Source organism: Pseudomonas putida (assembly GCF_022627325.1).
Taxonomy (GTDB): domain Bacteria; phylum Pseudomonadota; class Gammaproteobacteria; order Pseudomonadales; family Pseudomonadaceae; genus Aquipseudomonas; species Aquipseudomonas putida_X.
In genome coordinates this window covers 71,310-91,760 of sequence record NZ_JAETZZ010000002.1, presented here as the reverse complement: position 1 = coordinate 91,760, position 20,451 = coordinate 71,310, and the positions used below count along the sequence as shown (strand labels likewise).

Annotated in this window: 18 protein-coding genes; 7 read left to right on the top strand and 11 right to left on the bottom strand. The window is 63.7% G+C overall.

Annotated elements, in window-relative coordinates; genetic code table 11:
* Positions 1–3: 3 nt before the first annotated feature.
* From JNA92_RS04290 to JNA92_RS04240, 11 genes are all read right to left on the bottom strand, one after another.
* Complete coding sequence (locus JNA92_RS04290) at positions 4–279, bottom strand: peptidylprolyl isomerase (RefSeq protein ID WP_046786145.1); 276 nt, start codon at positions 277–279, stop codon at positions 4–6.
* A gap of 36 nt (positions 280–315) precedes the next feature.
* Positions 316–2,277: an acetoacetate--CoA ligase gene (locus JNA92_RS04285; protein ID WP_241803488.1), complete on the bottom strand. Its 1,962-nt coding sequence runs from the start codon at positions 2,275–2,277 to the stop codon at positions 316–318.
* 71 nt (positions 2,278–2,348) lie between these two features.
* A complete protein-coding gene (eco, locus tag JNA92_RS04280; protein ID WP_241803487.1) occupies positions 2,349–2,828 on the bottom strand; it encodes a serine protease inhibitor ecotin in 480 nt (159 codons plus the stop codon).
* A gap of 55 nt (positions 2,829–2,883) precedes the next feature.
* On the bottom strand, positions 2,884–3,654 hold the full coding sequence (gene hbdH / locus JNA92_RS04275; protein ID WP_241803486.1) for a 3-hydroxybutyrate dehydrogenase: 771 nt from the start codon (positions 3,652–3,654) through the stop codon (positions 2,884–2,886).
* Positions 3,655–3,665: 11 nt separating this feature from the next.
* Positions 3,666–5,057, bottom strand: coding sequence for a GntP family permease (locus tag JNA92_RS04270; protein ID WP_241803485.1), 1,392 nt, complete (start codon positions 5,055–5,057; stop codon positions 3,666–3,668).
* Between the two features lie 221 nt (positions 5,058–5,278).
* Entirely contained in the window at positions 5,279–6,661 is a 1,383-nt protein-coding gene (locus JNA92_RS04265; protein WP_241803484.1) for a sigma-54 interaction domain-containing protein, read from the bottom strand.
* Positions 6,662–6,695: 34 nt separating this feature from the next.
* Positions 6,696–7,712, bottom strand: coding sequence for an ABC transporter permease (locus JNA92_RS04260; protein WP_241803483.1), 1,017 nt, complete (start codon positions 7,710–7,712; stop codon positions 6,696–6,698).
* A complete protein-coding gene (locus tag JNA92_RS04255; protein ID WP_241803482.1) occupies positions 7,712–8,770 on the bottom strand; it encodes a microcin C ABC transporter permease YejB in 1,059 nt (352 codons plus the stop codon). The genes JNA92_RS04260 and JNA92_RS04255 overlap by 1 nt, the downstream gene beginning before the upstream one ends.
* Positions 8,767–10,692: an extracellular solute-binding protein gene (locus JNA92_RS04250; RefSeq protein ID WP_241803481.1), complete on the bottom strand. Its 1,926-nt coding sequence runs from the start codon at positions 10,690–10,692 to the stop codon at positions 8,767–8,769. Before JNA92_RS04250 ends, JNA92_RS04255 begins: the two co-directional genes overlap by 4 nt.
* Before the next feature lie 13 nt (positions 10,693–10,705).
* The gene (locus JNA92_RS04245) at positions 10,706–10,987 is read right to left on the bottom strand and encodes a peptidylprolyl isomerase (RefSeq protein WP_003248318.1); all 282 of its coding nucleotides are present in this window, start codon (positions 10,985–10,987) and stop codon (positions 10,706–10,708) included.
* A gap of 79 nt (positions 10,988–11,066) precedes the next feature.
* Positions 11,067–12,128 carry a 3-deoxy-7-phosphoheptulonate synthase gene (locus JNA92_RS04240; protein WP_241803480.1) on the bottom strand — a complete coding sequence of 354 codons (1,062 nt, stop codon included), beginning with the start codon at positions 12,126–12,128 and terminating at the stop codon, positions 11,067–11,069.
* Between the two features lie 688 nt (positions 12,129–12,816).
* On the opposite strand from JNA92_RS04240, the gene benA reads away from it, so the two are divergent.
* The 7 genes from benA to JNA92_RS04205 all read left to right on the top strand — a co-directional run bounded on the left by benA (position 12,817) and on the right by JNA92_RS04205 (position 20,406).
* Positions 12,817–14,175: a benzoate 1,2-dioxygenase large subunit gene (gene benA, locus JNA92_RS04235; protein WP_241803479.1), complete on the top strand. Its 1,359-nt coding sequence runs from the start codon at positions 12,817–12,819 to the stop codon at positions 14,173–14,175.
* Entirely contained in the window at positions 14,172–14,657 is a 486-nt protein-coding gene (gene benB, locus JNA92_RS04230; protein ID WP_241803478.1) for a benzoate 1,2-dioxygenase small subunit, read from the top strand. Before benA ends, benB begins: the two co-directional genes overlap by 4 nt.
* Positions 14,658–14,727: 70 nt before the next feature.
* A complete protein-coding gene (gene benC, locus JNA92_RS04225; RefSeq protein ID WP_241803477.1) occupies positions 14,728–15,741 on the top strand; it encodes a benzoate 1,2-dioxygenase electron transfer component BenC in 1,014 nt (337 codons plus the stop codon).
* A 167-nt stretch (positions 15,742–15,908) separates the two neighbouring features.
* Positions 15,909–16,670: a 1,6-dihydroxycyclohexa-2,4-diene-1-carboxylate dehydrogenase gene (locus JNA92_RS04220; protein WP_241803476.1), complete on the top strand. Its 762-nt coding sequence runs from the start codon at positions 15,909–15,911 to the stop codon at positions 16,668–16,670.
* A gap of 54 nt (positions 16,671–16,724) precedes the next feature.
* Positions 16,725–18,047, top strand: coding sequence for an MFS transporter (locus JNA92_RS04215; RefSeq protein ID WP_241803475.1), 1,323 nt, complete (start codon positions 16,725–16,727; stop codon positions 18,045–18,047).
* Positions 18,048–18,164: 117 nt separating this feature from the next.
* The gene (gene catA, locus JNA92_RS04210) at positions 18,165–19,079 is read left to right on the top strand and encodes a catechol 1,2-dioxygenase (protein ID WP_241803474.1); all 915 of its coding nucleotides are present in this window, start codon (positions 18,165–18,167) and stop codon (positions 19,077–19,079) included.
* Between the two features lie 127 nt (positions 19,080–19,206).
* Positions 19,207–20,406 carry a benzoate/H(+) symporter BenE family transporter gene (locus JNA92_RS04205; protein WP_241803473.1) on the top strand — a complete coding sequence of 400 codons (1,200 nt, stop codon included), beginning with the start codon at positions 19,207–19,209 and terminating at the stop codon, positions 20,404–20,406.
* Positions 20,407–20,451 lie beyond the last annotated feature (45 nt).

The following is a 20,451-nucleotide window of genomic DNA, read 5'->3' as shown; positions in this document are numbered from 1 at the left end:
GTTTCAGTCGCGGTAGAACGTCTGCACCAGGTGGTAGCCGAACTTGCTTTTTATCGGCCCGTGCACCACACGCAGGGGTTTCTTGAAAATCACCTGGTCGATCGCCCCGACCAGCTGCCCTGGCCGCACTTCGCCCAGGTCGCCGCCGCGCTTGCCTGAAGGGCAGGTGGAGAACTTCTTGGCCAGCACGTCGAAGGCCTCGCCATTGGCGATGCGCTGTTTGAGCTTTTCGGCCTCTTCAGCGGTCTTGACCAGGATGTGGCGGGCTTGAGCTTTCATGAGACACCTGTGCTTCTGGGTGAAAAAAGGGCGCCATTATGCCTGAACGTGCAGCTCTGTGCGGTCACGAAAGTATTCGAGCGCTTCGGGGTTGGCCAACGCGTCGGTGTTTTTCACGGGTAGCCCGTGCACCACGTTGCGCACCGCCAGCTCCACCAGCTTGCCGCTGATGGTCCGTGGAATATCACCGACCTGTACGATCACCGCCGGTACATGGCGCGGCGTGGTGTACTGGCGGATCACCTGGCGAATGCGCTGTTGCAAAGCGTCATCGAGCGTGAGGCCATCACGCAGGCGCACGAACAGCACGACACGCACATCGCCTTTGCACTGCTGGCCGATGGCAACGCTCTCCAGCACCTCTCCGACCTTTTCTACTTGGCGATAGATTTCCGCCGTGCCGATGCGCACGCCCCCTGGGTTGAGCACGGCATCGGAACGCCCATGGATCACCATGCCGCCTGTGCTGAGCTGCTCGGCGTAGTCGCCCTGCGCCCAGACACCGGGAAATTGACTGAAGTACGCCTCGCGGTAGCGGCTGCCATCGTCGTCGTTCCAGAAGCCCAGGGGCATCGACGGGAAGTGGCGGGTGCACACAAGCTCGCCTTTTTCACCGGTCACCGGGCGACCCTGCTCATCCCATACTTCGACAGCCATCCCCAGGCCCTTGCAGGCAATTTCGCCTCGGCGTACCGGCAGCGTCGGGTTGCCCAGCACGAAGCAGGACACGATATCGGTGCCCCCGGACATGGACGCCAGGCACACTTCGGCCTTTATCTTGCGGTAAACATAGTCATAGCTGTGCGGCGACAGCGGTGAGCCAGTGGAGAGGATCAGGCGCAGGCTGTCCAGTCGATGACTGCGTGCCGGCGCCAGGCCCTCCTGTTCGAGCGCGGCCAGGTACTTGGCGCTGGTGCCGAAGGCCTGGATGCCTTCGGCGTCGATCAGGTCGAGCAGGCGCTCGGGGCTCGGGTGGAAGGGGGAGCCGTCGTACAGTATCAACGTAGCCCCCACTGCCAGGCCGCTGGTCAGCCAGTTCCACATCATCCAGCCGCAGGTGGTATAGTAGAACAGCACGTCATCGGCCTTGAGGTCATTGTGCAGGCCGTGTTCCTTGAGGTGTTGCAGCAACACACCGCCTGCGCTGTGGACGATGCACTTGGGCACGCCGGTGGTGCCGCTGGAATAGAGGATGTACAGCGGGTGATCGAACGGTAGCGGGGTGAAGCCTGGCTCACCGCCTGCCTGGTAGAAGTCGCCCCACAGGCTGACCTTGGCAGGGGTACTGAATTCGTCGGCTTGGGTCTGCTCGCGCGTGTAGGGCACCACGATCAGTTGCTGCAGCCCGGGCAACTGCGCGCAGACCTGGTTGATCTTGTCGACCTGGTCGATCTGCTTGCCGGCGTACTGGTAACCGGCACAGACGATCAGCAGCTTGGGCTCGATCTGGCCGAAGCGATCGATGATGCCGTGCAGGCCAAACTCCGGCGATGACGTCGACCAGATGGCGCCGAGGCTGGTGCAGGCCAGCATGGCCACGAGGGTTTCCCAGGTGTTGGGCATCACCGCGCAAATCCGGTCACCTGGCTCGATGCCGGCATCCTTGAAGGCCGTTTGCAGCCCGGCCACTTCCGCGGCCAGTTGCGCGTGGCTCAGTGACCTGCGCTGGCCATCCTCGCGCAGGGCCGTCACCGCAGTGTGATCGTCACGCCGGCGTAGCAGGTGCTCGGCGAAATTGAGCGTGGCGTCGGCGAACCAACGCGCATCGGGCATGTGCGCACCCTCGTTCAGCACCTGGCTGGGCGGGGTATGCCATCGCACCTGGAAATAGTCGGCAATGGCTTGCCAGAACGCGGCGCGATGCTCGATGCTCCAGCGGTGCAGGGCTGCGTAATCGCTGAGCTGCAGGTTGTAGCGCCGGTTGATCCAGCGGCGAAAGGCATCCATCGTGCTGGCCTCGATTTGTGCCGCAGCAGGACTCCAAAGCACATCATTCATGCCATACCTCCCAGTGCCATGACGCACCTGATCACCGGCTTGCCGGCGCTCAGGTACCGCTACGCTTGAATTTACTCCACCTTGGCCGTTTGCACCTCCTGCGCTGCCGACCACACCCGGTAACGCACCTGCACGCCTTCGGGCACATACACCACCACAGGCAACTTGCTGTTGTAGCGCAGCAGGAAGCCTTCACCGACCACTGGCACGAATGCCTCGGTCTTTTTGCCATCCGGGCAGGCCATCAGGGTGCTGGCCGGCCCGCCGACGTTGTCCAGGCGGTAATAACTGTAGCCCCAGCCTTCAAGGGTGTGTTCCTCCAGGCTGCCGGCCAGGCGCTGGCGGTTGCAGTCCACCTGTAGCGTCTTGCCAGCGATGATTTCAAGTTTGTGGGCTTGCTCGTCGGCTTGCTTGGGCAGGTGGATGACCTGCCGGGTAAAGCCTTTTTCGGCCTCGGGGTAAGGGGCGACGTCCTTCAGGCTGGCGGCCATCGCCGGGGCAGTGGCCGCCAGGGTCAGGGCCAGGATCGCGGATGGGGGAATCGGGCGCATAGGGCCTCCTTGCAGTTGAACGATGGCAAGCGCCGCGCCAGGCCGAGGCCACCCATCACTGGGCCAGCCAGCCACCATCGACATTCCAGGCGGCGCCGCGGACCTGGCTTGCGGCCTCGCTGCAGAGGAATAGTACCAGTTCGCCCAGCTGCTCAGGCGTGACGAAGGCCAATGACGGTTGCTTCTCGGCCAGCAAGTCCTCTTGCGCCTGCTGCGGGGTGACACCCTTGGCGGCACGTTCGTCGATCTGCTTTTGCACCAGCGGGGTCAGCACCCAGCCTGGGCAGATGGCGTTGCAGGTGACATTGCCGGTGGCGGTTTCCAGCCCCACGACCTTGGTCAGGCCGACCACGCCATGCTTGGCCGCCACATAAGCTGCTTTGCCGGTGGAGCCGACCAACCCGTGCACCGAAGCGACGTTGACGATGCGCCCCCAGTTGCGCGCACGCATGCCGGGCAGGGCCAGGCGCGTGCCATGGAATACCGCCGACAGGTTCAGGGCGATGATCTTGTCCCAGCTTTGCAGCGGAAACTGCTCGACCGGCGCCACATGCTGGATGCCCGCGTTGTTGACCAGGATGTCGACGCCGCCGAAGGTCTGTTCGGCAAACGCGAACAAGGCTTCTATCTGGGCGACATCGCTAAGGTCGGCCGGATGGTGCGCAACCTTCGCCCCCTGTTGCGCAACCTCGGCCAGCGCCGCTGCCGGGTCGCCGAAACCGTTGAGCAGGATGTTGGCGCCGGCGCGGGCCAGCACCTGGGCGATGCCCAGGCCAATGCCGCTGGTGGATCCGGTGATGAGTGCAGTCTTGCCTTTGAGGGTCATGCAAACGCTCCTTAGACGATGCCGGTGGCGTAGAACGTGGCGATGACCACGAAGACCGCCAGGGTCTTGATCAGGGTAATACCGAAAATGTCCTTGTAGGCCTCGCGGTGGGTCAAGCCGGTGACGGCCAGCAAGGTGATCACCGCACCGTTGTGCGGCAGGGTGTCCATGCCGCCGCTGGCCATCGCGGCCACCCGGTGTAGCACCTCGAGCGGGATGTTGGCGGCGTTCGCCGCGGCGATGAAGCTGTCGCCCATGGCCGCCAGGGCGATGCTCATGCCGCCCGAAGCGGAGCCGGTGATACCCGCCAGCAGCGTCACGGTGATGGCTTCATTGACCAACGGGTTGGGGATGCCGCGCAGGGCATCGGCCAGCACCAGAAAGCCTGGCAGCGAAGCGATCACTGCACCAAAGCCGTATTCTGACGCTGTGTTCATGGCGGCCAGCAAGGCGCCACCGACAGCACTTTTGGTGCCTTCGGCCAGGCGCTCACGGATGGCGCCGAAGGCGCAGACCAGCACCATCAGGATGCCCACCAGAAGCGCGGCCTGCACTGCCCAGATTGCCGTGAGCTTGGCCACGTCGCTGTTCACCGGCGCACTCATGCCCGGCAGCTGCAGGGTATGGCTGGCGCCGTACCACTGCGGGATCCAGTGGGTGAACAGCAGGTTCATCACACCCACCAGCACCAGCGGCGAAAGCGCCAGCCAAGGGTTGGGCAAGGTCAGGTCGGCGGCAGTCTCCGGTTCGTTGCGCAGGTTGCTGCCATAGCCCTCGCCGGCGCGCTGGGCTTTGTTGCGCTGGCGTTGCAGGTAAAGCATGCCGCTGCAGAACACGAACATCGTGCCGATCAGCCCCAGCCAGGGCGCGGCCCAGGCGGTGGTGTTGAAGAAGGTGCTGGGGATGATGTTCTGGATCTGCGGGGTGCCGGGCAGGGCGTCCATGGTGAACGAGAAGGCGCCCAAGGCGATGGTCGCCGGGATCAGGCGCTTGGGTATATCGCTTTGACGGAACATTTCTGCAGCGAACGGATACACCGCGAACACCACCACAAACAGTGATACCCCGCCATAGGTGAGCAAGGCGCAAACCAGCACGATCACCAGCATGGCCTGTCGCGTGCCGAGCAGGCGGATCGCCGCGGCGACGATCGAGCGCGAGAAACCGGACAGTTCGATGAGCTTGCCGAACACTGCGCCCAGCAGGAACACCGGGAAGTACAGCTTGATGAAGCCGACCATCTTTTCCATGAACACCCCGGTGAAGGCGGGCGCTACGGCGGCGGGGTCGGTCAGCAGCACCGCGCCGAGGGCGGCGATGGGCGCGAAAAGGATCACGCTGTAACCGCGGTAGGCGGCCAGCATCAGCAGGGCCAAAGCGGCGAGAGCGATGAGCACGGTCATCGGGTAGATCTCCTGGGTAAGTCTTGTTGTTATCGGTAGCCGGGAGATAGCGGGAATCGTGCCAATATTTAAGTCATTGATTTGTATGGTTTTTTACTGAAAACAAGATGGCTGTGTCTCCCATTCGAGACTGGCTTGGGCAATTATCCGACCCAAACGCTGCGCCTGTCAGCGCGTTAAGCGCTGTCTCCGATTAGAAACATCAGTCTCCAAAAAGAGACTTACACCCCCAAAGCCAGCCTTTTCTTGTAGAACGTCGAACGACCCAAGCCCAATGCTTTCGCTGCTTCGACCACATTGCCGGCGTGCTCGGCCAAGGTATCGGCAATCAGTTTGCGCTCGAATTGCGCACAGGCATCGCGGTAGCTTTGCCGCTGGGGTGGCGTAGCAACGGGCGTCACCGGCCCGAGTGCCTCGCGCACGTCCATGGCGGCAAGGCGCGGCTGGTCCGCCAGCAGCGTCGCCCGCTCCAGCACGTTGCGCAGCTCACGGATGTTCCCGGGCCAGGCATGGCGTGCCAGCAATTGCAGCGCATCGGGCTCCAGCTCGAACTGGCTGCCCAGCTCGGCGAGGATCGCCTCGCACAATGCCGGCAGGTCTTCGAGGCGCTCGCGCAGCGGCGGGGCCTGGATTGGCAGCACATTCAGGCGGTAATACAGATCGGCACGGAACGCCCCGCGGGCGATGGCCGCCTGCAAATCGATCGAAGTGGCAGCGATGATACGCACGTCGCTGCGCAGCATCTGGTTCGAGCCCACCGGTTCGTATTCCTTCTCCTGCAGCACTCGCAGCAGCTTGCTTTGCAGGGCCAAAGGCATGTCGCCGATTTCGTCGAGGAACAAGGTGCCGCCTTCGGCCAACTGCAACTTGCCGCTACGCCCCTTGCGGTCAGCGCCGGTAAAGGCGCCTGGTGCCGTGCCGAAGAACTCGGCCTCCAGCAGCGCCTCGGGAATCGCTGCGCTGTTGATGCTGACAAAGGCTTTGTGCGCACGTGCCGACGCTGCGTGGATGGCGTGGGCCAGCAGCTCTTTGCCGGTGCCGGTTTCGCCAAGCAGCAACACGGGTGATTCGCTGGCCGCGCCACGCCTGGCCCGGCGTTTGGCCTCAAGGCTCGCGGCGCTGCTGCCGACGAATTGGGCAAAACTGTATTTGGCCTGGCGCGCGCGCAACTGCGAGCGTGTCGTGGCCAGTTCCTGCTGCATGCTCGAATAGCGCTTGAGCAGTGGCGACAGGCTGCGCAATTGGTCGAACAGGGCAAAGCCGATGGCACCGATCAGCGCCCCTTGGGCATCGTGGATAGGCAGGCGCATGACCACCAGTGGCTCGTTGGGGGTGTCGAGCATGTCCAGCAGGATCGGCCGGCCGTTACTCACCACCTCGCGCATCAGGCTGCCCGGGATCACCGTTTCGCATGGCTGGCCGATGGCACTGGCTGCATCGGCCAGGCCAAAACGCCGGGCGTAGCGTTCGTTCATCCACACGATTCGCGCGTCGCGGTCGACGATCACCGTGCCTTCGCTGGACTGCTCGATGATTTCGAACAGCGAGCGGATCGCCAGTTGCCGTACCTGAGGGTAGTCCTTGAGGGTGTTGCTTTCGTGCATGGCAGTTCCCTGAAACTGTGATGGCCGCGCCAGCCTAAACGCGCGGGTCGAAAGCCTCGCGCATGGCATCTCCGATAAACACCAGCAATGACAGCACCAGCGCCAGCGCAAAGAACGCGGTGAAGCCCAGCCAAGGTGCCTCCAGGTGCTGTTTGCCCTGGGTGACCAACTCGCCCAGCGAAGCACTGCCGGCCGGCATGCCAAAGCCGAGGAAGTCCAATGCGGTCAGTGTGGTGATGGCCCCGGTGAGCATGAACGGCACATAGGTCAGCGTGGCATTCATCGCATTGGGCAGGATGTGCCGCAGCATCACCTGGCTGTCCGGCAGGCCCAGTGCGCGGGCGGCCTTGACGTACTCCAGGTTACGCCCACGCAGGAACTCGGCACGCACCACATCCACCAGGGTCAACCACGAGAACAGCGCCATGATCCCCAGCAACCACCAGAAGTCCGGCTCAACGAAACCGCTGAGGATGATCAGCAGGTACAGTACCGGCAACCCTGACCACACCTCCAGCACGCGTTGCCCGAGCAGGTCCACCCAACCCCCGTGATAGCCCTGCAGGGCCCCGGCGGTGACGCCGATCAGCACGCTGACCACGGTCAGGGCAAAAGCGAACAGCAGCGATACCCGGGTGCCGTACAACACCCGCGCGAGCACGTCGCGGCCCTGGTCGTCGGTACCCAGCCAGTTGCTGCTGCTCGGTGGGCTTGGTGTGGGGACCTGCAGGTCATAGTTAGGGGTGTCGGCACTGAACGGAATCGGTGCGAACAGCATCCAGCCACCCTGGCCCTCGATCAACTGGCGTACATACGCGCTACGGTAGTCCGGCTGGAACGGCAGTTGGCCACCAAACTGCTGCTCGCTGTAGCGCTTGAGCGCAGGCATGTACAGCTCGCCCTTGTAGCCCAGCAGCAAGGGTTTGTCGTTGGCCACGAGCTCTGCGCCGAGGCTGAGCAGCAGCAGGCCAGCGAACAGCCACAACGACACCCAGCCACGACGGTTGCGACGAAAGCGTTGCAGTCGGCGACGCGAAACCGGCGAGAGCATCAGTGCGCCCTCGCGTCGAAGTCGATGCGCGGATCGAGCAAGGTGTACGACAAATCACCGATCAGGCGGATCAACAGGCCGGCCAGGGTGAAGATGAACAGCGTGCCGAACACTACCGGGTAATCACGCGAGACCGCTGCCTCGTAGCTCATGCGGCCGAGGCCATCGAGTGAGAAAATCACCTCGATCAGCAGGGACCCGGCAAAGAACACCGTGATCAGCGCCTGCGGCAAGCCGGCCAGCACCACCAGCATGGCATTGCGCAGTACGTGGCCGTACAGCACCCGGCGCTCGCTCAGGCCTTTGGCCCGCGCTGTGACCACGTACTGACGGGAGATTTCGTCGAGGAAGGCGTTCTTGGTCAGCAAGGTCAGCGTAGCGAACCCGCCGACCACCAGTGCCCCCACCGGCAGCACCAGGTGCCAGAAGTAGTCGGCGACTTTGCCCAGCAGGCTGAGCTGGTCGAAGTGCTCTGAAACCAGGCCACGTACCGGGAACCAGTTCAACGAGGTGCCACCGGCGAACAGCACGATCAGCAACAGGGCGAACAGGAAGGAGGGCAGGGCGTAACCGATCACGATCAGCGCACTGCTCCAGGCGTCGAAGCGGCTGCCGTGGCGCACCGCCTTGCGGATGCCCAGCGGGATCGACACCAGGTAGGTGATCAACGTGGCCCAGAACCCCAGTGACAAGGTCACCGGCAGTTTGTCCAGGATCAGGTCGGTGACCTTGGCACCGCGGAAGAAGCTCTGGCCGAAATCCAGCCGCGCATATTGGCCGAGCATCAGCCACAAACGCTCAGGCGCCGATTTGTCGAAGCCGTACTGGCGCTTGATCTCTTCGATCAGTTTCGGGTCCAAACCACGGGTGGCGCGGGATTGGCCTTGAACCACCTCGGCCCGCGCGCCCGGTGCCCCGCCGCCGATGCCTTGCAGCCTGGCCACGGCCTGCTCCACCGGCCCGCCAGGGGCAGCCTGGACAATGGCGAAGTTGACCAGCAGGATCGCCAGCAGCGTGGGAATGATCAGCAGCAGGCGGCGCAGAATGTAGGACGTCATGGCGCAGCCTTCTGGCGCTCGGCCATCTGTGCGTTGGTCAGGGCGGTAGGGCTGACTTCCCACCAGCTGTCCAGCCCTTCGTCATAAGCAGGCTGGACCTTGGGCAGGCCGAAGCGGTTCCACCACACGGTCGAGCTGCCTGGCGGGTAGTAGTTGGGAATCCAGTAGTAGTTCCATTGCAGCACACGGTCCAGCGCATGGGCGTGATGCAGCATGTCAGCCTGGGTGTCGGCGCGCACCAGCCCGTCGATCAGGCTGTCCACCGCAGGGTCCTTGAGCACCATCAGGTTGTTCGAGCCTGGGTCGTTGGCTGCCGCAGACCCGAAATAGTTGTAGAGCTCGGCACCCGGCGAGAGGGTGACCGGGTAGCCGGTGACAATCAGGTCGTAGTCACGGGCCATCAGGCGATTGACGTACTGGGCCGAGTCGACATTGCGGATGTTCAGGGTAACCCCGATCTGCGCCAGGTTACGCTTCCAGGGCAGCAGCAGGCGCTCCAGGCCGGCCTGGCCATTGAGGAAGGTGAATGTCAGTGGCTGGCCTTCGGCGTTGACCAGGTGATCACCCTCAGGCTGCCAGCCGGCTTGTTGCAGCAGGGCCAGGGCCTGCAACTGCTGCGTGCGCACGATCCCCGAACCGTCGGTTACCGGTGCCGTGAAGACTTGGGTGAACACTTCGTCCGGTACCTTGCCGCGCAGCGGCTCAAGCAATTGCAGTTCACCGGCATCCGGCAGTTCACGCGCCGCCAGCGGGGTGTTGGAAAAGATACTCTGCTGGCGGATGTACAGGTTGCGCATCATCTGCCGGTTGCTCCACTCGAAGTCCCATAGCATGGCCAGCGCCTGGCGCACGCGGCGGTCCTTGAACTGCGGCCTGTCCAGGTTGAACACGAAGCCCTGGGCGGTCTGTGGCTTGGCCGGGCCCAGGTGGGCGCGCTGCAGCCGGCCGTCATCCAGTTGTGCACCGTTGTAACCCAGGGTGAATGCCGTGGCCGAGAACTCGCGGTTGTAGTCGTAGCCACCGCCCTTGAGCACCTGGCGCGCCACTTCGGTATCGCCAAAGTACTCGACGCGAATGCGCTCGAAATTGAAACGACCGCGGCTGACGGGCAGGTCCTTGGCCCACCAGTGCCGGTCACGCTCAAAGGTGATGCTACGGCCATTGTCGATCCGCCCGATGCGGTACGGGCCGCTGCCGACCGGGGTGTCAAAGCCGGCGCCGTTGGCGAAGTCGCGGTTTTTCCAGTCGTGTTCGGGCAGGACCGGCAAACTGGCAAGGTCCAGGGGCAAGGTGCGGCCGTGGGGCTGCTTGAAGTCGAAGCGCACGCGGTGTGGGCCTTCGACCGTCACACCCGCCACATCGGCGAACTGGGTCCGGTACTTGAGGCTGCCCTCGCTCATCAGTTTGGCGTAACTGAAGCGCACATCCTCGGCACGCACGGGTTTGCCGTCGGCGAAGGTTGCCCTGGGGTCGATATCGAAACGCAGCCAGGCGTCCCGGGGGCCGCGATCCATGCGCCGGGCGATCAGGCCATAGACGGTGTAGGGCTCATCGAACGAACGCACTGCCAAGGGCGCGTACAGCCAGCCATCGACCTCACTGACGCCGATGCCTTTGTCGATGTACGGCAGAATGTGGTCGAACTGACCGATTTCGGTAGCTGAGCGGCGCAGGGTGCCGCCCTTTGGGGCGTTGGGGTTGACGTAGTCGAAGTGGCGGAACGTCTGGGCGTAGCGCGGGGCTTCACCGTAGACGGTGAGGGCGTGGGTCGGTTCGGCTAGGGCAGTAAAACCCATGCAGGCCAGGACGAGCCCCAGAAACGCCTGGGGGAGCTGGCGTGCCCGCGAAAAGGCCTGGCCAGGCAACGGTGTTACCTGCACGGGCGCATTCGCGGGCAACGCCGCTCCCCCAGAGGTGGTCATGGTCAGCGTGGACTTAGTCCTGGCGGCTGGTCACTTCCAGCAGGTGGTAGCCGAACTGGGTCTTGACCGGGCCTTGCACGGTGTTGACCGGGGCGCTGAACACAACGGTATCGAACTCCTTGACCATCTGGCCTGGGCCGAACGAGCCCAGGTCACCGCCCTGGCGGCTGGACGGGCAGGTGGAGTTGGCTTTGGCGATTTCAGCGAAGTCGGCACCGGCTTCGATCTGGGCTTTCAGTTCGTTGCACTTGTCTTCGCTGCTGACGAGGATGTGACGGGCAGTGGCGCGTGCCATGGGTACTACTCCTTGGGTGAAAAGGGCAAGCCTAGCGCACTTGCTTGGGAAAAGTCTCGCAAGGCTTGCTGTACGGCTCCTACATACGTGTCGCAGCCTCGCGCAGCAGGGTTTGTGTCGCTTCCCAGCCCAGGCAGCCATCGGTGATCGACACGCCGTACTTCAGCGGGCCTTTGCCCAGCGCCTGGCACCCGTCGAAAAGGTGGCCTTCAAGCATCACCCCGACAATCGATGTGTCGCCGGCCAGGCGCTGGGCCAGCACCTCCTCGAACACCGCCGGCTGACGCGCGGGGTCTTTGCCACTGTTGGCATGGCTGCAATCAACCATGATCCGCGCCTGCAATCCCGCTTTGGCCAGCCCTTGGCGGGCTTGGGCAATGCTGGTGCTGTCGTAATTCGGGCCTTTGTGGCCGCCGCGCAGTACCAGGTGGGTGTCCGGGTTGCCCAGGGTCTCGATGATTGCCGGGTGCCCTTGCGCATCCATGCCGAAATGGCGGTGGGCGGCGGCGGCGCTGCGCATCGCGTCGCACGCGATGGCGACACCGCCATCGGTGCCGTTCTTGAAGCCGACCGGCAACGCCAGGCCGCTGACCATCTCACGATGGACCTGCGATTCGGTGGTCCGCGCGCCAATCGCCGCCCAGCCCAACAGGTCATCGAAGTAACCGGCCACCAGCGGCTGCAGCAGCTCGGTGGCGATCGGCAGGCCGCGTTCGATCATGTTCAGCATCAAGCCGCGGGACAGGGCGATGCCGCCATGCATGTCGTCGCTGCCATCGAGGTGCGGGTCGTAGGCCAGGCCTTTCCAGCCCACCGTGGTGCGCGGTTTCTCCACATAGGCGCGCATCACCAGCAGCAACTTGTCGTCGACTTCGCGGCTCAGGGCCGCCAGGCGGTCGGCGTATTCAAGGGCCGAGCGCGGGTCGTGGAGCGAGCACGGGCCGACGACCACCAGCAGGCGCGGGTCGCGGCCTTCGAGGATGGCGCGAATGGCCTGGCGCTGGGCCTGGACGTGCTGGGCATGTTCGATTGGAAGCGGCATCTGCTGCTTGAGCAGGTGCGGGCTGGGCAGACGACGGCTGACGGTGGTGTTGGCAGCGTTTGGCTGGGTCAGGGGCAGAGCGAGGTTCGAGGCTTGCATGGCGTAGGTTCCCTGGGCGGACGGCGGGTTCTGACCCGCGCAGTCGGCCCCTATCGAGATGTTCGACTGATCGTTGAATTCTGATTGGCTGCAGCATTGCCACCGTGGACGAACCGGTCGGAGGCGGCAGGCTGGCCCGAGCGGGATTGGCTAAATCGCCAAGCGTAGGTGCTTGCGTAGTAATAAGTGGCGTAGTTCATGAAAGTGTCCTCAGTGTGATTCGGTAATGTTCAAAGGCCAGAAAAGCAAAACCCCCGGTCGGGGAGCCGACCGGGGGTTTGAGTATTCTCATGTTCGGCGGCCCCTCGAAAGTGGGCGCCGTGTGGGTATCAGCGGCGCCTAGTGGCTAAACCAATACCCAAAATAAAAGCAGGCAACCGCCTTGCAGCCGGCAACGGCCAGCACAGGGCGCAGGTTGCGACCGGTGTGGTTGGCGTGGTTGCGGGGGTGTTTCGGCATGTTGCTCTCCAGTTGATGAGCCCGAGCTTACTTCAGGTGGCACGGGGCGTTCAATGGATAATTGCGATGGCCGCACCAACGTCATTCGCCTTGGCCGGGCCAAGGCGCCGCACCCAGCGGGCCACAGGCCTGCAGGAACTGGATAGCCACGTGCACGATCTGGATATTCGCCCTCGAATCTCTGCCCTAACCTGACCCGGTCTGAACAATAACAATGGAGACCCTGGCCATGTCCCTGGGATTCGACTACCTCAATGCCATGCTCGAGGACGACCGTGAAAAGGGCATCTACCGCTGCAAGCGCGAGATGTTCACCGACCCACGCCTGTTCGACCTGGAGATGAAACACATCTTCGAGGGCAACTGGATCTACCTGGCCCACGAAAGCCAGATCCCCGAAAAAAACGACTTCCTAACCCTGTCCATGGGGCGCCAGCCGATCTTCATCGCGCGCAACAAAGACGGTGAGCTCAATGCGTTCCTCAATGCCTGCAGCCACCGCGGTGCCATGCTCTGCCGGCACAAGCGCGGAAACCGCGCAAGCTATACCTGCCCGTTCCATGGCTGGACTTTCAACAACAGCGGCAAACTGCTCAAGGTCAAAGACCCGAGCAACGCCGGCTACCCCGACAGTTTCAACTGCGACGGCTCCCATGACCTGACCAAGGTTGCCCGGTTCGAATCCTACCGTGGCTTCCTGTTCGGCAGCCTCAATGCCGATGTCAAACCGCTGGCCGAACACCTGGGCGAGTCGGCCAAGATCATCGACATGATCGTTGACCAGTCCCCCGAGGGCCTGGAGGTGCTGCGCGGGGCCAGTTCGTACATCTACGAAGGCAACTGGAAGCTGACCGCCGAGAACGGCGCCGATGGCTACCATGTGAGCTCCGTGCACTGGAACTATGCCGCCACCCAGAACCAGCGCAAGCAGCGCGAAGCGGGCGAAGAGATCAAGACCATGAGCGCGGGTGCATGGGCCAAGCAGGGGGGTGGTTTCTACTCCTTCGACCACGGCCACCTGCTGCTGTGGACCCGCTGGGCCAATCCCGAAGACCGCCCGGCTTTCGAGCGCCGCGAACAACTCGCCGCAGACTTCGGCCAGGCGCGTGCCGACTGGATGATCGAGAACTCGCGCAACCTGTGCCTGTACCCCAACGTCTACCTGATGGACCAGTTCAGCTCGCAGATCCGCATCGCGCGGCCGATCTCGGTGAACAAGACCGAAATCACCATCTACTGCATCGCGCCAAAAGGCGAGAGTGCCGAAGCCCGGGCCAGCCGGATTCGGCAGTACGAAGACTTCTTCAACGTCAGTGGCATGGCCACGCCGGACGATCTCGAGGAATTCCGCTCCTGCCAGACCGGTTACGGCGGTGGTACCGGATGGAACGACATGTCGCGTGGCGCGGCACACTGGGTCGAGGGCGCCGACGAGGCCGCCCGCGAAATCGAGCTCAGCCCGCTGCTGTCGGGCGTGCGTACCGAGGACGAGGGCCTGTTCGTTCTGCAGCACAAGTACTGGCAGGACACCATGCTCAAGGCCCTCGAGGACGAGCAGCCACTGATCCCCGTGGAGGCCGTGCAATGAGCCTTCATGAGACCGTGCGCGACTTCCTGTACCGCGAAGCGCGCTACCTGGACGATGCACAGTGGGACCAGTGGCTGGAATTGTATGCCAGCGACGCAAGCTTCTGGATGCCTGCCTGGGATGACGACGACCGCCTGACGACCGACCCGCAAAGCGAGATCTCGCTGATCTGGTACGGCAACCGTGGCGGCCTCGAGGACCGCGTGTTCCGCATCAAGACCGAGCGTTCCAGCGCGACCGTGCCCGACACCCGCACCTCGCACAACATCAGCAACATCGAGATCGTCGAGCAGGGCGAGGGTCATTGCCTGGTGCGCTTCAACTGGCACACGTTGAGCTTTCGCTACAAGACCACCGACAGCTACTTCGGTACGAGCTTCTACACCTTGGACCTGCGCGGCGAACAGCCGCTGATCAAGGCCAAGAAGGTGGTGCTGAAGAACGACTACGTGCGCCAGGTCATCGACATCTACCACATCTGAACCGAGGTTACGCGAACGGCCCGGTGTGCCCCATGGCGCACCGTGGCCAGGTTCGCCCGCGAGGTGCAACATGAGCTTCCAGATCGCGCTTAATTTCGAAGACGGGGTAACCCGCTTCATCGAGGCCAGCGGCCATGAAACCGTGGCCGACGCTGCTTACCGCCAAGGCATCAATATTCCGCTGGACTGCCGCGATGGCGCCTGCGGTACATGCAAGTGCAAGGCCGAATCCGGCCGCTATGACCTGGGCGACAACTTCATCGAAGACGCCCTCAGTGAAGACGAAATCGCCGAAGGCTATGTTCTGACCTGCCAGATGCGCGCCGAAAGCGACTGCGTGGTACACATCCCGGCGTCTTCGCAACTGTGCAAGACCGAACAGGCGAGCTTCCAGGCCGCCATCAGTGATGTACGCCAGTTGTCAGCCAGTACCATCGCCCTGTCGATCAAGGGTGAATCGCTCAACAGGCTGGCTTTCCTGCCAGGGCAGTACGTCAACCTCACGGTGCCGGGCAGCGACCAGAGCCGCGCCTATTCCTTCAGTTCGTTGCAGAAGGACGGTGAGGTCAGTTTCCTGATCCGCAACGTGCCGGGCGGGCTGATGAGCAGCTTCCTCACCAGCCTGGCCAAGGCCGGCGACAACATGAGCCTGGCCGGGCCCCTGGGCAGCTTCTACCTGCGCCCGATCCAGCGCCCCTTGCTGCTGCTGGCCGGTGGCACGGGCCTGGCACCGTTCACGGCGATGCTGGAAAAGATCGCCGAACAGGGCAGCAAGCATCCCCTGCACCTGATCTATGGGGTGACCAATGATTTCGACCTGGTCGAGTTGGACCGTTTGCACGCCCTGGCTGCGCGCATCCCCAACTTCACCTTCAGCGCCTGCGTGGCCAACCCCGAAAGCCAGTACCCGCAAAAGGGCTACGTGACCCAGCACATCGCGCCATGCCACCTCAACGATGGCGATGTCGATGTGTACCTGTGCGGCCCGCCACCGATGGTCGAGGCGGTCAGCCAGTACATCCGCGAGCAGGGCATCACACCGGCCAACTTCTACTACGAGAAGTTCGCTGCAGCCGCAGCCTGAGTTTCCTTGGGGCCACCCCATCGTGCGGGTGAAGGTGGCCTTTTTTCTTCCAAAGCCGGCAGTTGGGCCTGATAGCACCGCTGTACCTGTGAACGCCGGCTTGCCGGCGATCGGGCCAGTGCAGGCAAGGCAAGGTTGCGCCTGAAAACAGGATAAGGAAGTAGCAGATGAACAACCGATTCCATAACAAAGTAGCCCTGGTCACCGGCGCCGCCCAAGGCATCGGCCGTGGCGTGTGCTGGCGGCTCAAGGCCGAGGGCGCGCAGGTGGTTGCTGTGGACCGCTCCGAACTGGTTCACGAACTGGCCGGGGAGGGCGTGCTGACACTCACCGCCGACCTTGAGCAATACCCCGACTGCGCCCGCGTCATGGCCTCGGCGGTAGAGGCGTTCGGTCGCATCGACATTCTGGTCAACAACGTCGGCGGCACCCTCTGGGCCAAGCCGTTCGAACACTATGAAGTGGCGCAGATCGAAGCCGAAGTTCGCCGCTCGCTGTTCCCCACCCTGTGGTGCTGCCACGCGGCGCTCCCCTACATGCTCGAACGCGGCAGTGGCGCCATCGTCAACGTCTCCTCGATCGCCACCCGCGGCGTCAACCGTGTGCCGTACGGCGCCGCCAAAGGCGGCGTCAACGCACTCACCGCCTGCCTTGCGTTCGAGACCGCCGGGCGCGGCATCCGGGTCAACGCCACCGCCCCTGGCGGCACTGAGGCGCCACCTCGGCGGGTGCCGCGCAATGAGGCCGCGCAGAGCGACCAGGACAAGCGCTGGTACCAGCAGATTGTCGACCAGACCCTGGACAGCAGCCTGATGCACCGCTACGGCAGCATTGACGAACAGGTTGGCGCGATCCTTTTCCTGGCCAGCGACGAAGCGTCTTACATCACCGGCGTGACCCTGCCGGTGGGGGGCGGCGACCTCGGCTGAGCAGCACCCCAAAGGCAGTTTTACTCCACAACAAAAACAACAGAGACACATGCCATGCGAACCCTTGACGTTCACCCGATCATCGACAACGCCCGTTTCACCGCCTTCCACTGGATGGTCATGGCCTGGTGCGGCCTGCTGCTGGTCTTCGACGGCTACGACCTGTTCATCTACGGCGTGGTACTGCCAGTCATCATGAAAGAATGGGGCTTGACCCCGTTGCAGGCCGGCGCCCTGGGCAGCTATGCGCTGTTCGGCATGATGTTCGGTGCCCTGGCCTTTGGCAGCCTGGCCGACCGCATCGGGCGCAAGAAAGGGATTGCCATCTGTTTCGCCCTGTTCTCGGGGGCGACCATCCTCAACGGCTTCGCCAGCAGCCCCAGCGAGTTCGGCATCTATCGCTTCATCGCCGGCCTTGGCTGCGGCGGCCTTATGCCCAATGCCGTAGCGTTGATGAATGAATACGCGCCCAAGCGCCTGCGCAGCACGCTGGTGGCAATCATGTTCAGTGGCTATTCGCTGGGCGGCATGCTTTCGGCAGGCGTGGGCATCTTCATGCTGCCGCGCTTTGGCTGGGAGTCGATGTTCTTTGCCGCCGCAGTGCCGCTGCTGCTGTTGCCGGTGATCCTGTATTACCTGCCCGAATCGATCGGCTTTCTGGTGCGCCAGGGCCGTACCGACGAGGCGCGCACGCTGCTCAAGCGCCTCGACCCTGACTGCGATGTGCATGCTGACGACCAGTTGCAGGCCAATGACCGTAAATCCAAGGGTGGGTCTGTGCTGGACCTGTTCCGTAACGGCCTGGCAACCCGCACCCTGGCCCTGTGGCTGGCGTTTTTCTGCTGCTTGTTGATGGTCTACGCGCTCAGCTCGTGGCTGCCGAAACTGATGGCCAACGCCGGTTACAGCCTGGGCTCGAGCCTGTCCTTCCTGCTGGCACTGAACTTCGGCGGCATGGCCGGGGCAATTCTTGGGGGCTGGCTGGGCGACCGCTACAACCTGGTGAAAGTGAAAGTCGCGTTTTTCCTGGCCGCTGCCGTATCGATCAGCCTGCTCGGGGTCAACAGCCCAATGCCGGTGCTGTACCTGCTGATCTTCATCGCCGGCGCCACCACCATTGGCACGCAGATCCTGCTGTACGCCGGTGCTGCCCAGCTTTACGGCCTGGCGGTGCGCTCCACCGGCCTGGGCTGGGCCTCGGGCATAGGCCGCAACGGCGCCATTGTCGGGCCACTGCTGGGCGGTGCGCTGATGGGCATCAACCTGCCGCTGCAACTCAACTTCATCGCCTTTGCCATTCCCGGCGCAATCGCTGCCCTGGCCATGGCCGTGCACCTGGCCAGCAGCCGGCGTCATGCCTTGTCCGCGACGGCCTGACTTTCCTGCTTCGACAGGGCTATCGAACTCGACGGCCTGTGACGTCACTCGTCGTCGAACCACGGCGACGACTGCTGCAACACGCCTTAGGCACAACAACAAGATGAGATGAGCATCATGACCGTGAAAATTTCCCACACTGCCGACGCCCAGAAGTTTTTCGAGGAGGCAGCAGGCTTTGGCAACGACGACGGCAGCCCACGCCTCAAACGTATCGTTCAGCGTGTGCTGCAAGACACCGCCCGCCTGATCGAAGACCTGGAAATCAGTGAGGACGAGTTCTGGCTGGCGGTGGACTACCTCAACCGCCTTGGCGCACGGGGCGAGGCCGGGCTTCTGGTAGCGGGGCTGGGCATCGAGCACTTTCTCGACCTGCTGCAGGATGCCAAGGATGCCGAGGCAGGCCTGAGCGGCGGCACCCCGCGCACCATCGAAGGCCCGCTGTACGTTGCCGGTGCGCCGATTGCCCAGGGCCAGGCGCGCATGGATGACGGCAGCGAGGAGGGTGTGGCCACGGTCATGTTCCTCGAAGGCCAGGTGCTCGGCCCACAGGGCCAGCCGCTGGCCGGCGCTGTGGTCGACCTGTGGCATGCCAACACCCGAGGCACTTACTCGTTCTTCGACCCTGGCCAGTCCGACTACAACCTGCGCCGGCGCATCGTCACCGACGCCGAAGGCCGCTACCGCGCGCGCTCCATCGTGCCCTCGGGTTACGGCTGCGACCCGCAGGGGCCGACCCAGGAATGTCTGGACCTGTTGGGCCGGCACGGCCAGCGCCCGGCGCATGTGCACTTCTTCATCTCGGCGCCGGGGCATCGGCACCTGACCACCCAGATCAACCTGTCTGGCGACAAGTACCTGTGGGATGACTTCGCCTATGCCACGCGTGATGGGCTGGTCGGTGAGGTGGTGTTCCGGGAGGGGGCCGACGGCCGTTTTGCCGAACTGACGTTCGACTTCCAGTTGCAAAAGGCGCTGCAAGGCGCGGATGAGCAGCGCAGCGGGCGGCCTCGGGCCTTGCAGGAAGCCTAAGCCGCGATCGCGGGCACGTCGTCTGCAGGTACAGCGCAGGCTTCGACTCAGCGGCGTCTGGGTCGCAGCCGCCTTGCCGGCGATCGAGCGCATAGCCCTTGCAACCCACCACTGCAGCGAGAGGCCCATGAAAAACCTGATCAAGGACTGCTCCCTTTCCGCCATCGTCGCAGGTTGCCTGGCGACGATGATTTCCTACGCCGGCCCCCTGGTGATCATCTTCCACGCCGCCGAAGCCGCCGGCTTGCCCCATGGCCTGCTGTCTTCGTGGGTGTGGGCCATCTCCATGGGCAGCGCGGTACTCGGCGGCGTGTTGAGCCTGTACTACCGGGTGCCGGTGGTGATCGCCTGGTCCATCCCGGGTTCGGCACTGTTGGTCACGGCCTTGCCCCAGCTAGGACTGGAGCAAGCGGTAGGGGCGTATCTGATGGCCAACCTGGTCCTGCTGGTGATCGGCATCAGTGGGGCCTTCGACCGCATCATCGCGCGCCTGCCGGGCTCGATCGCCGCCGGCATGCAGGCCGGCATTCTGTTCAGCTTCGGCATCGAGGTGTTCCGGGCATTGCCGCTGCAGCCGGGCCTGGTGCTGGCGATGTTCGTTACTTATGTGCTGATGCGCAGGCTGCAACCGCGCTACGCCGTGGCTGCGGTGTTGGGTGTCGGTGCCGTTGTCACCTTTGCCAGTGGCGCACTGCGCAGCGAGGCGCTGGTAGTGCAACTGGCCTCGCCGCAATGGATCACCCCGCAGTTCAGCCTGGCGGCGCTGTTCAGCCTGGCGCTGCCAATGGTGCTGGTGGCGCTGACCGGGCAATTCATGCCGGGCATGGCAGTGCTGCGCAACGCCGGCTACGCAACGCCTGCCAGCCCGTTGATCAGCGCCAGTGCCATCGGCGGAGCCTTGTTGGCGCCGTTCGGTTGCCATGGGCTGAACCTCGCTGCCGTCACCGCCAGCCTGTGCACGGGGCACGAGGCCCATGACAACCCGCGCCGGCGCTATGTGGCGGCAGTCGCCGGCAGTGCGCTGTACCTGTTGCTGGGCATCGCCGGGGCGACGCTGATGTCGCTGTTCGCCGCTTTTCCTGCTGCGTTGATTGCCGCGCTGGCCGGGCTTGCGTTGTATGGCGCGATCAGCGACGCCTTGGCCCGCAGCCTGGCTGAGCCGCAGGAGCGCGACGCTGGCTTGTTCACCTTTCTGGTCACCGCTTCGGGGGTGTCTTTCCTTGGCCTTTCGGCCGCGTTCTGGGGGCTGCTGTTCGGCCTGCTGGCCCACGCGCTGCTCAGGCTGCGTCGCCCCCATGCCCGCGAGGCCCTGCGCCGTTCACTGTGAAGTCCGTACCGCCAACGCTTTACCCATAACAACAAGATCAAGAGA

Bases quoted from the DNA above. Each gene is read 5' to 3' on its own strand.
- JNA92_RS04290 (WP_046786145.1), bottom strand. From the start codon at position 279: ATGAAAGCTCAAGCCCGCCACATCCTGGTCAAGACCGCTGAAGAGGCC.
- benC (WP_241803477.1), top strand. From the start codon at position 14,728: ATGAGCTTCCAGATCGCGCTTAATTTCGAAGACGGGGTAACCCGCTTC.
- JNA92_RS04270 (WP_241803485.1), bottom strand. From the start codon at position 5,057: ATGACCGTGCTCATCGCTCTCGCCGCTTTGGCCCTGCTGATGCTGGCC.
- JNA92_RS04265 (WP_241803484.1), bottom strand. From the start codon at position 6,661: ATGCACGAAAGCAACACCCTCAAGGACTACCCTCAGGTACGGCAACTG.
- JNA92_RS04250 (WP_241803481.1), bottom strand. From the start codon at position 10,692: ATGACCACCTCTGGGGGAGCGGCGTTGCCCGCGAATGCGCCCGTGCAG.
- JNA92_RS04255 (WP_241803482.1), bottom strand. From the start codon at position 8,770: ATGACGTCCTACATTCTGCGCCGCCTGCTGCTGATCATTCCCACGCTG.
- JNA92_RS04285 (WP_241803488.1), bottom strand. From the start codon at position 2,277: ATGAATGATGTGCTTTGGAGTCCTGCTGCGGCACAAATCGAGGCCAGC.
- JNA92_RS04205 (WP_241803473.1), top strand. From the start codon at position 19,207: ATGAAAAACCTGATCAAGGACTGCTCCCTTTCCGCCATCGTCGCAGGT.
- JNA92_RS04260 (WP_241803483.1), bottom strand. From the start codon at position 7,712: ATGCTCTCGCCGGTTTCGCGTCGCCGACTGCAACGCTTTCGTCGCAAC.
- JNA92_RS04240 (WP_241803480.1), bottom strand. From the start codon at position 12,128: ATGCAAGCCTCGAACCTCGCTCTGCCCCTGACCCAGCCAAACGCTGCC.
- benB (WP_241803478.1), top strand. From the start codon at position 14,172: ATGAGCCTTCATGAGACCGTGCGCGACTTCCTGTACCGCGAAGCGCGC.
- JNA92_RS04245 (WP_003248318.1), bottom strand. From the start codon at position 10,987: ATGGCACGCGCCACTGCCCGTCACATCCTCGTCAGCAGCGAAGACAAG.
- hbdH (WP_241803486.1), bottom strand. From the start codon at position 3,654: ATGACCCTCAAAGGCAAGACTGCACTCATCACCGGATCCACCAGCGGC.
- catA (WP_241803474.1), top strand. From the start codon at position 18,165: ATGACCGTGAAAATTTCCCACACTGCCGACGCCCAGAAGTTTTTCGAG.
- JNA92_RS04220 (WP_241803476.1), top strand. From the start codon at position 15,909: ATGAACAACCGATTCCATAACAAAGTAGCCCTGGTCACCGGCGCCGCC.
- benA (WP_241803479.1), top strand. From the start codon at position 12,817: ATGTCCCTGGGATTCGACTACCTCAATGCCATGCTCGAGGACGACCGT.
- JNA92_RS04215 (WP_241803475.1), top strand. From the start codon at position 16,725: ATGCGAACCCTTGACGTTCACCCGATCATCGACAACGCCCGTTTCACC.
- eco (WP_241803487.1), bottom strand. From the start codon at position 2,828: ATGCGCCCGATTCCCCCATCCGCGATCCTGGCCCTGACCCTGGCGGCC.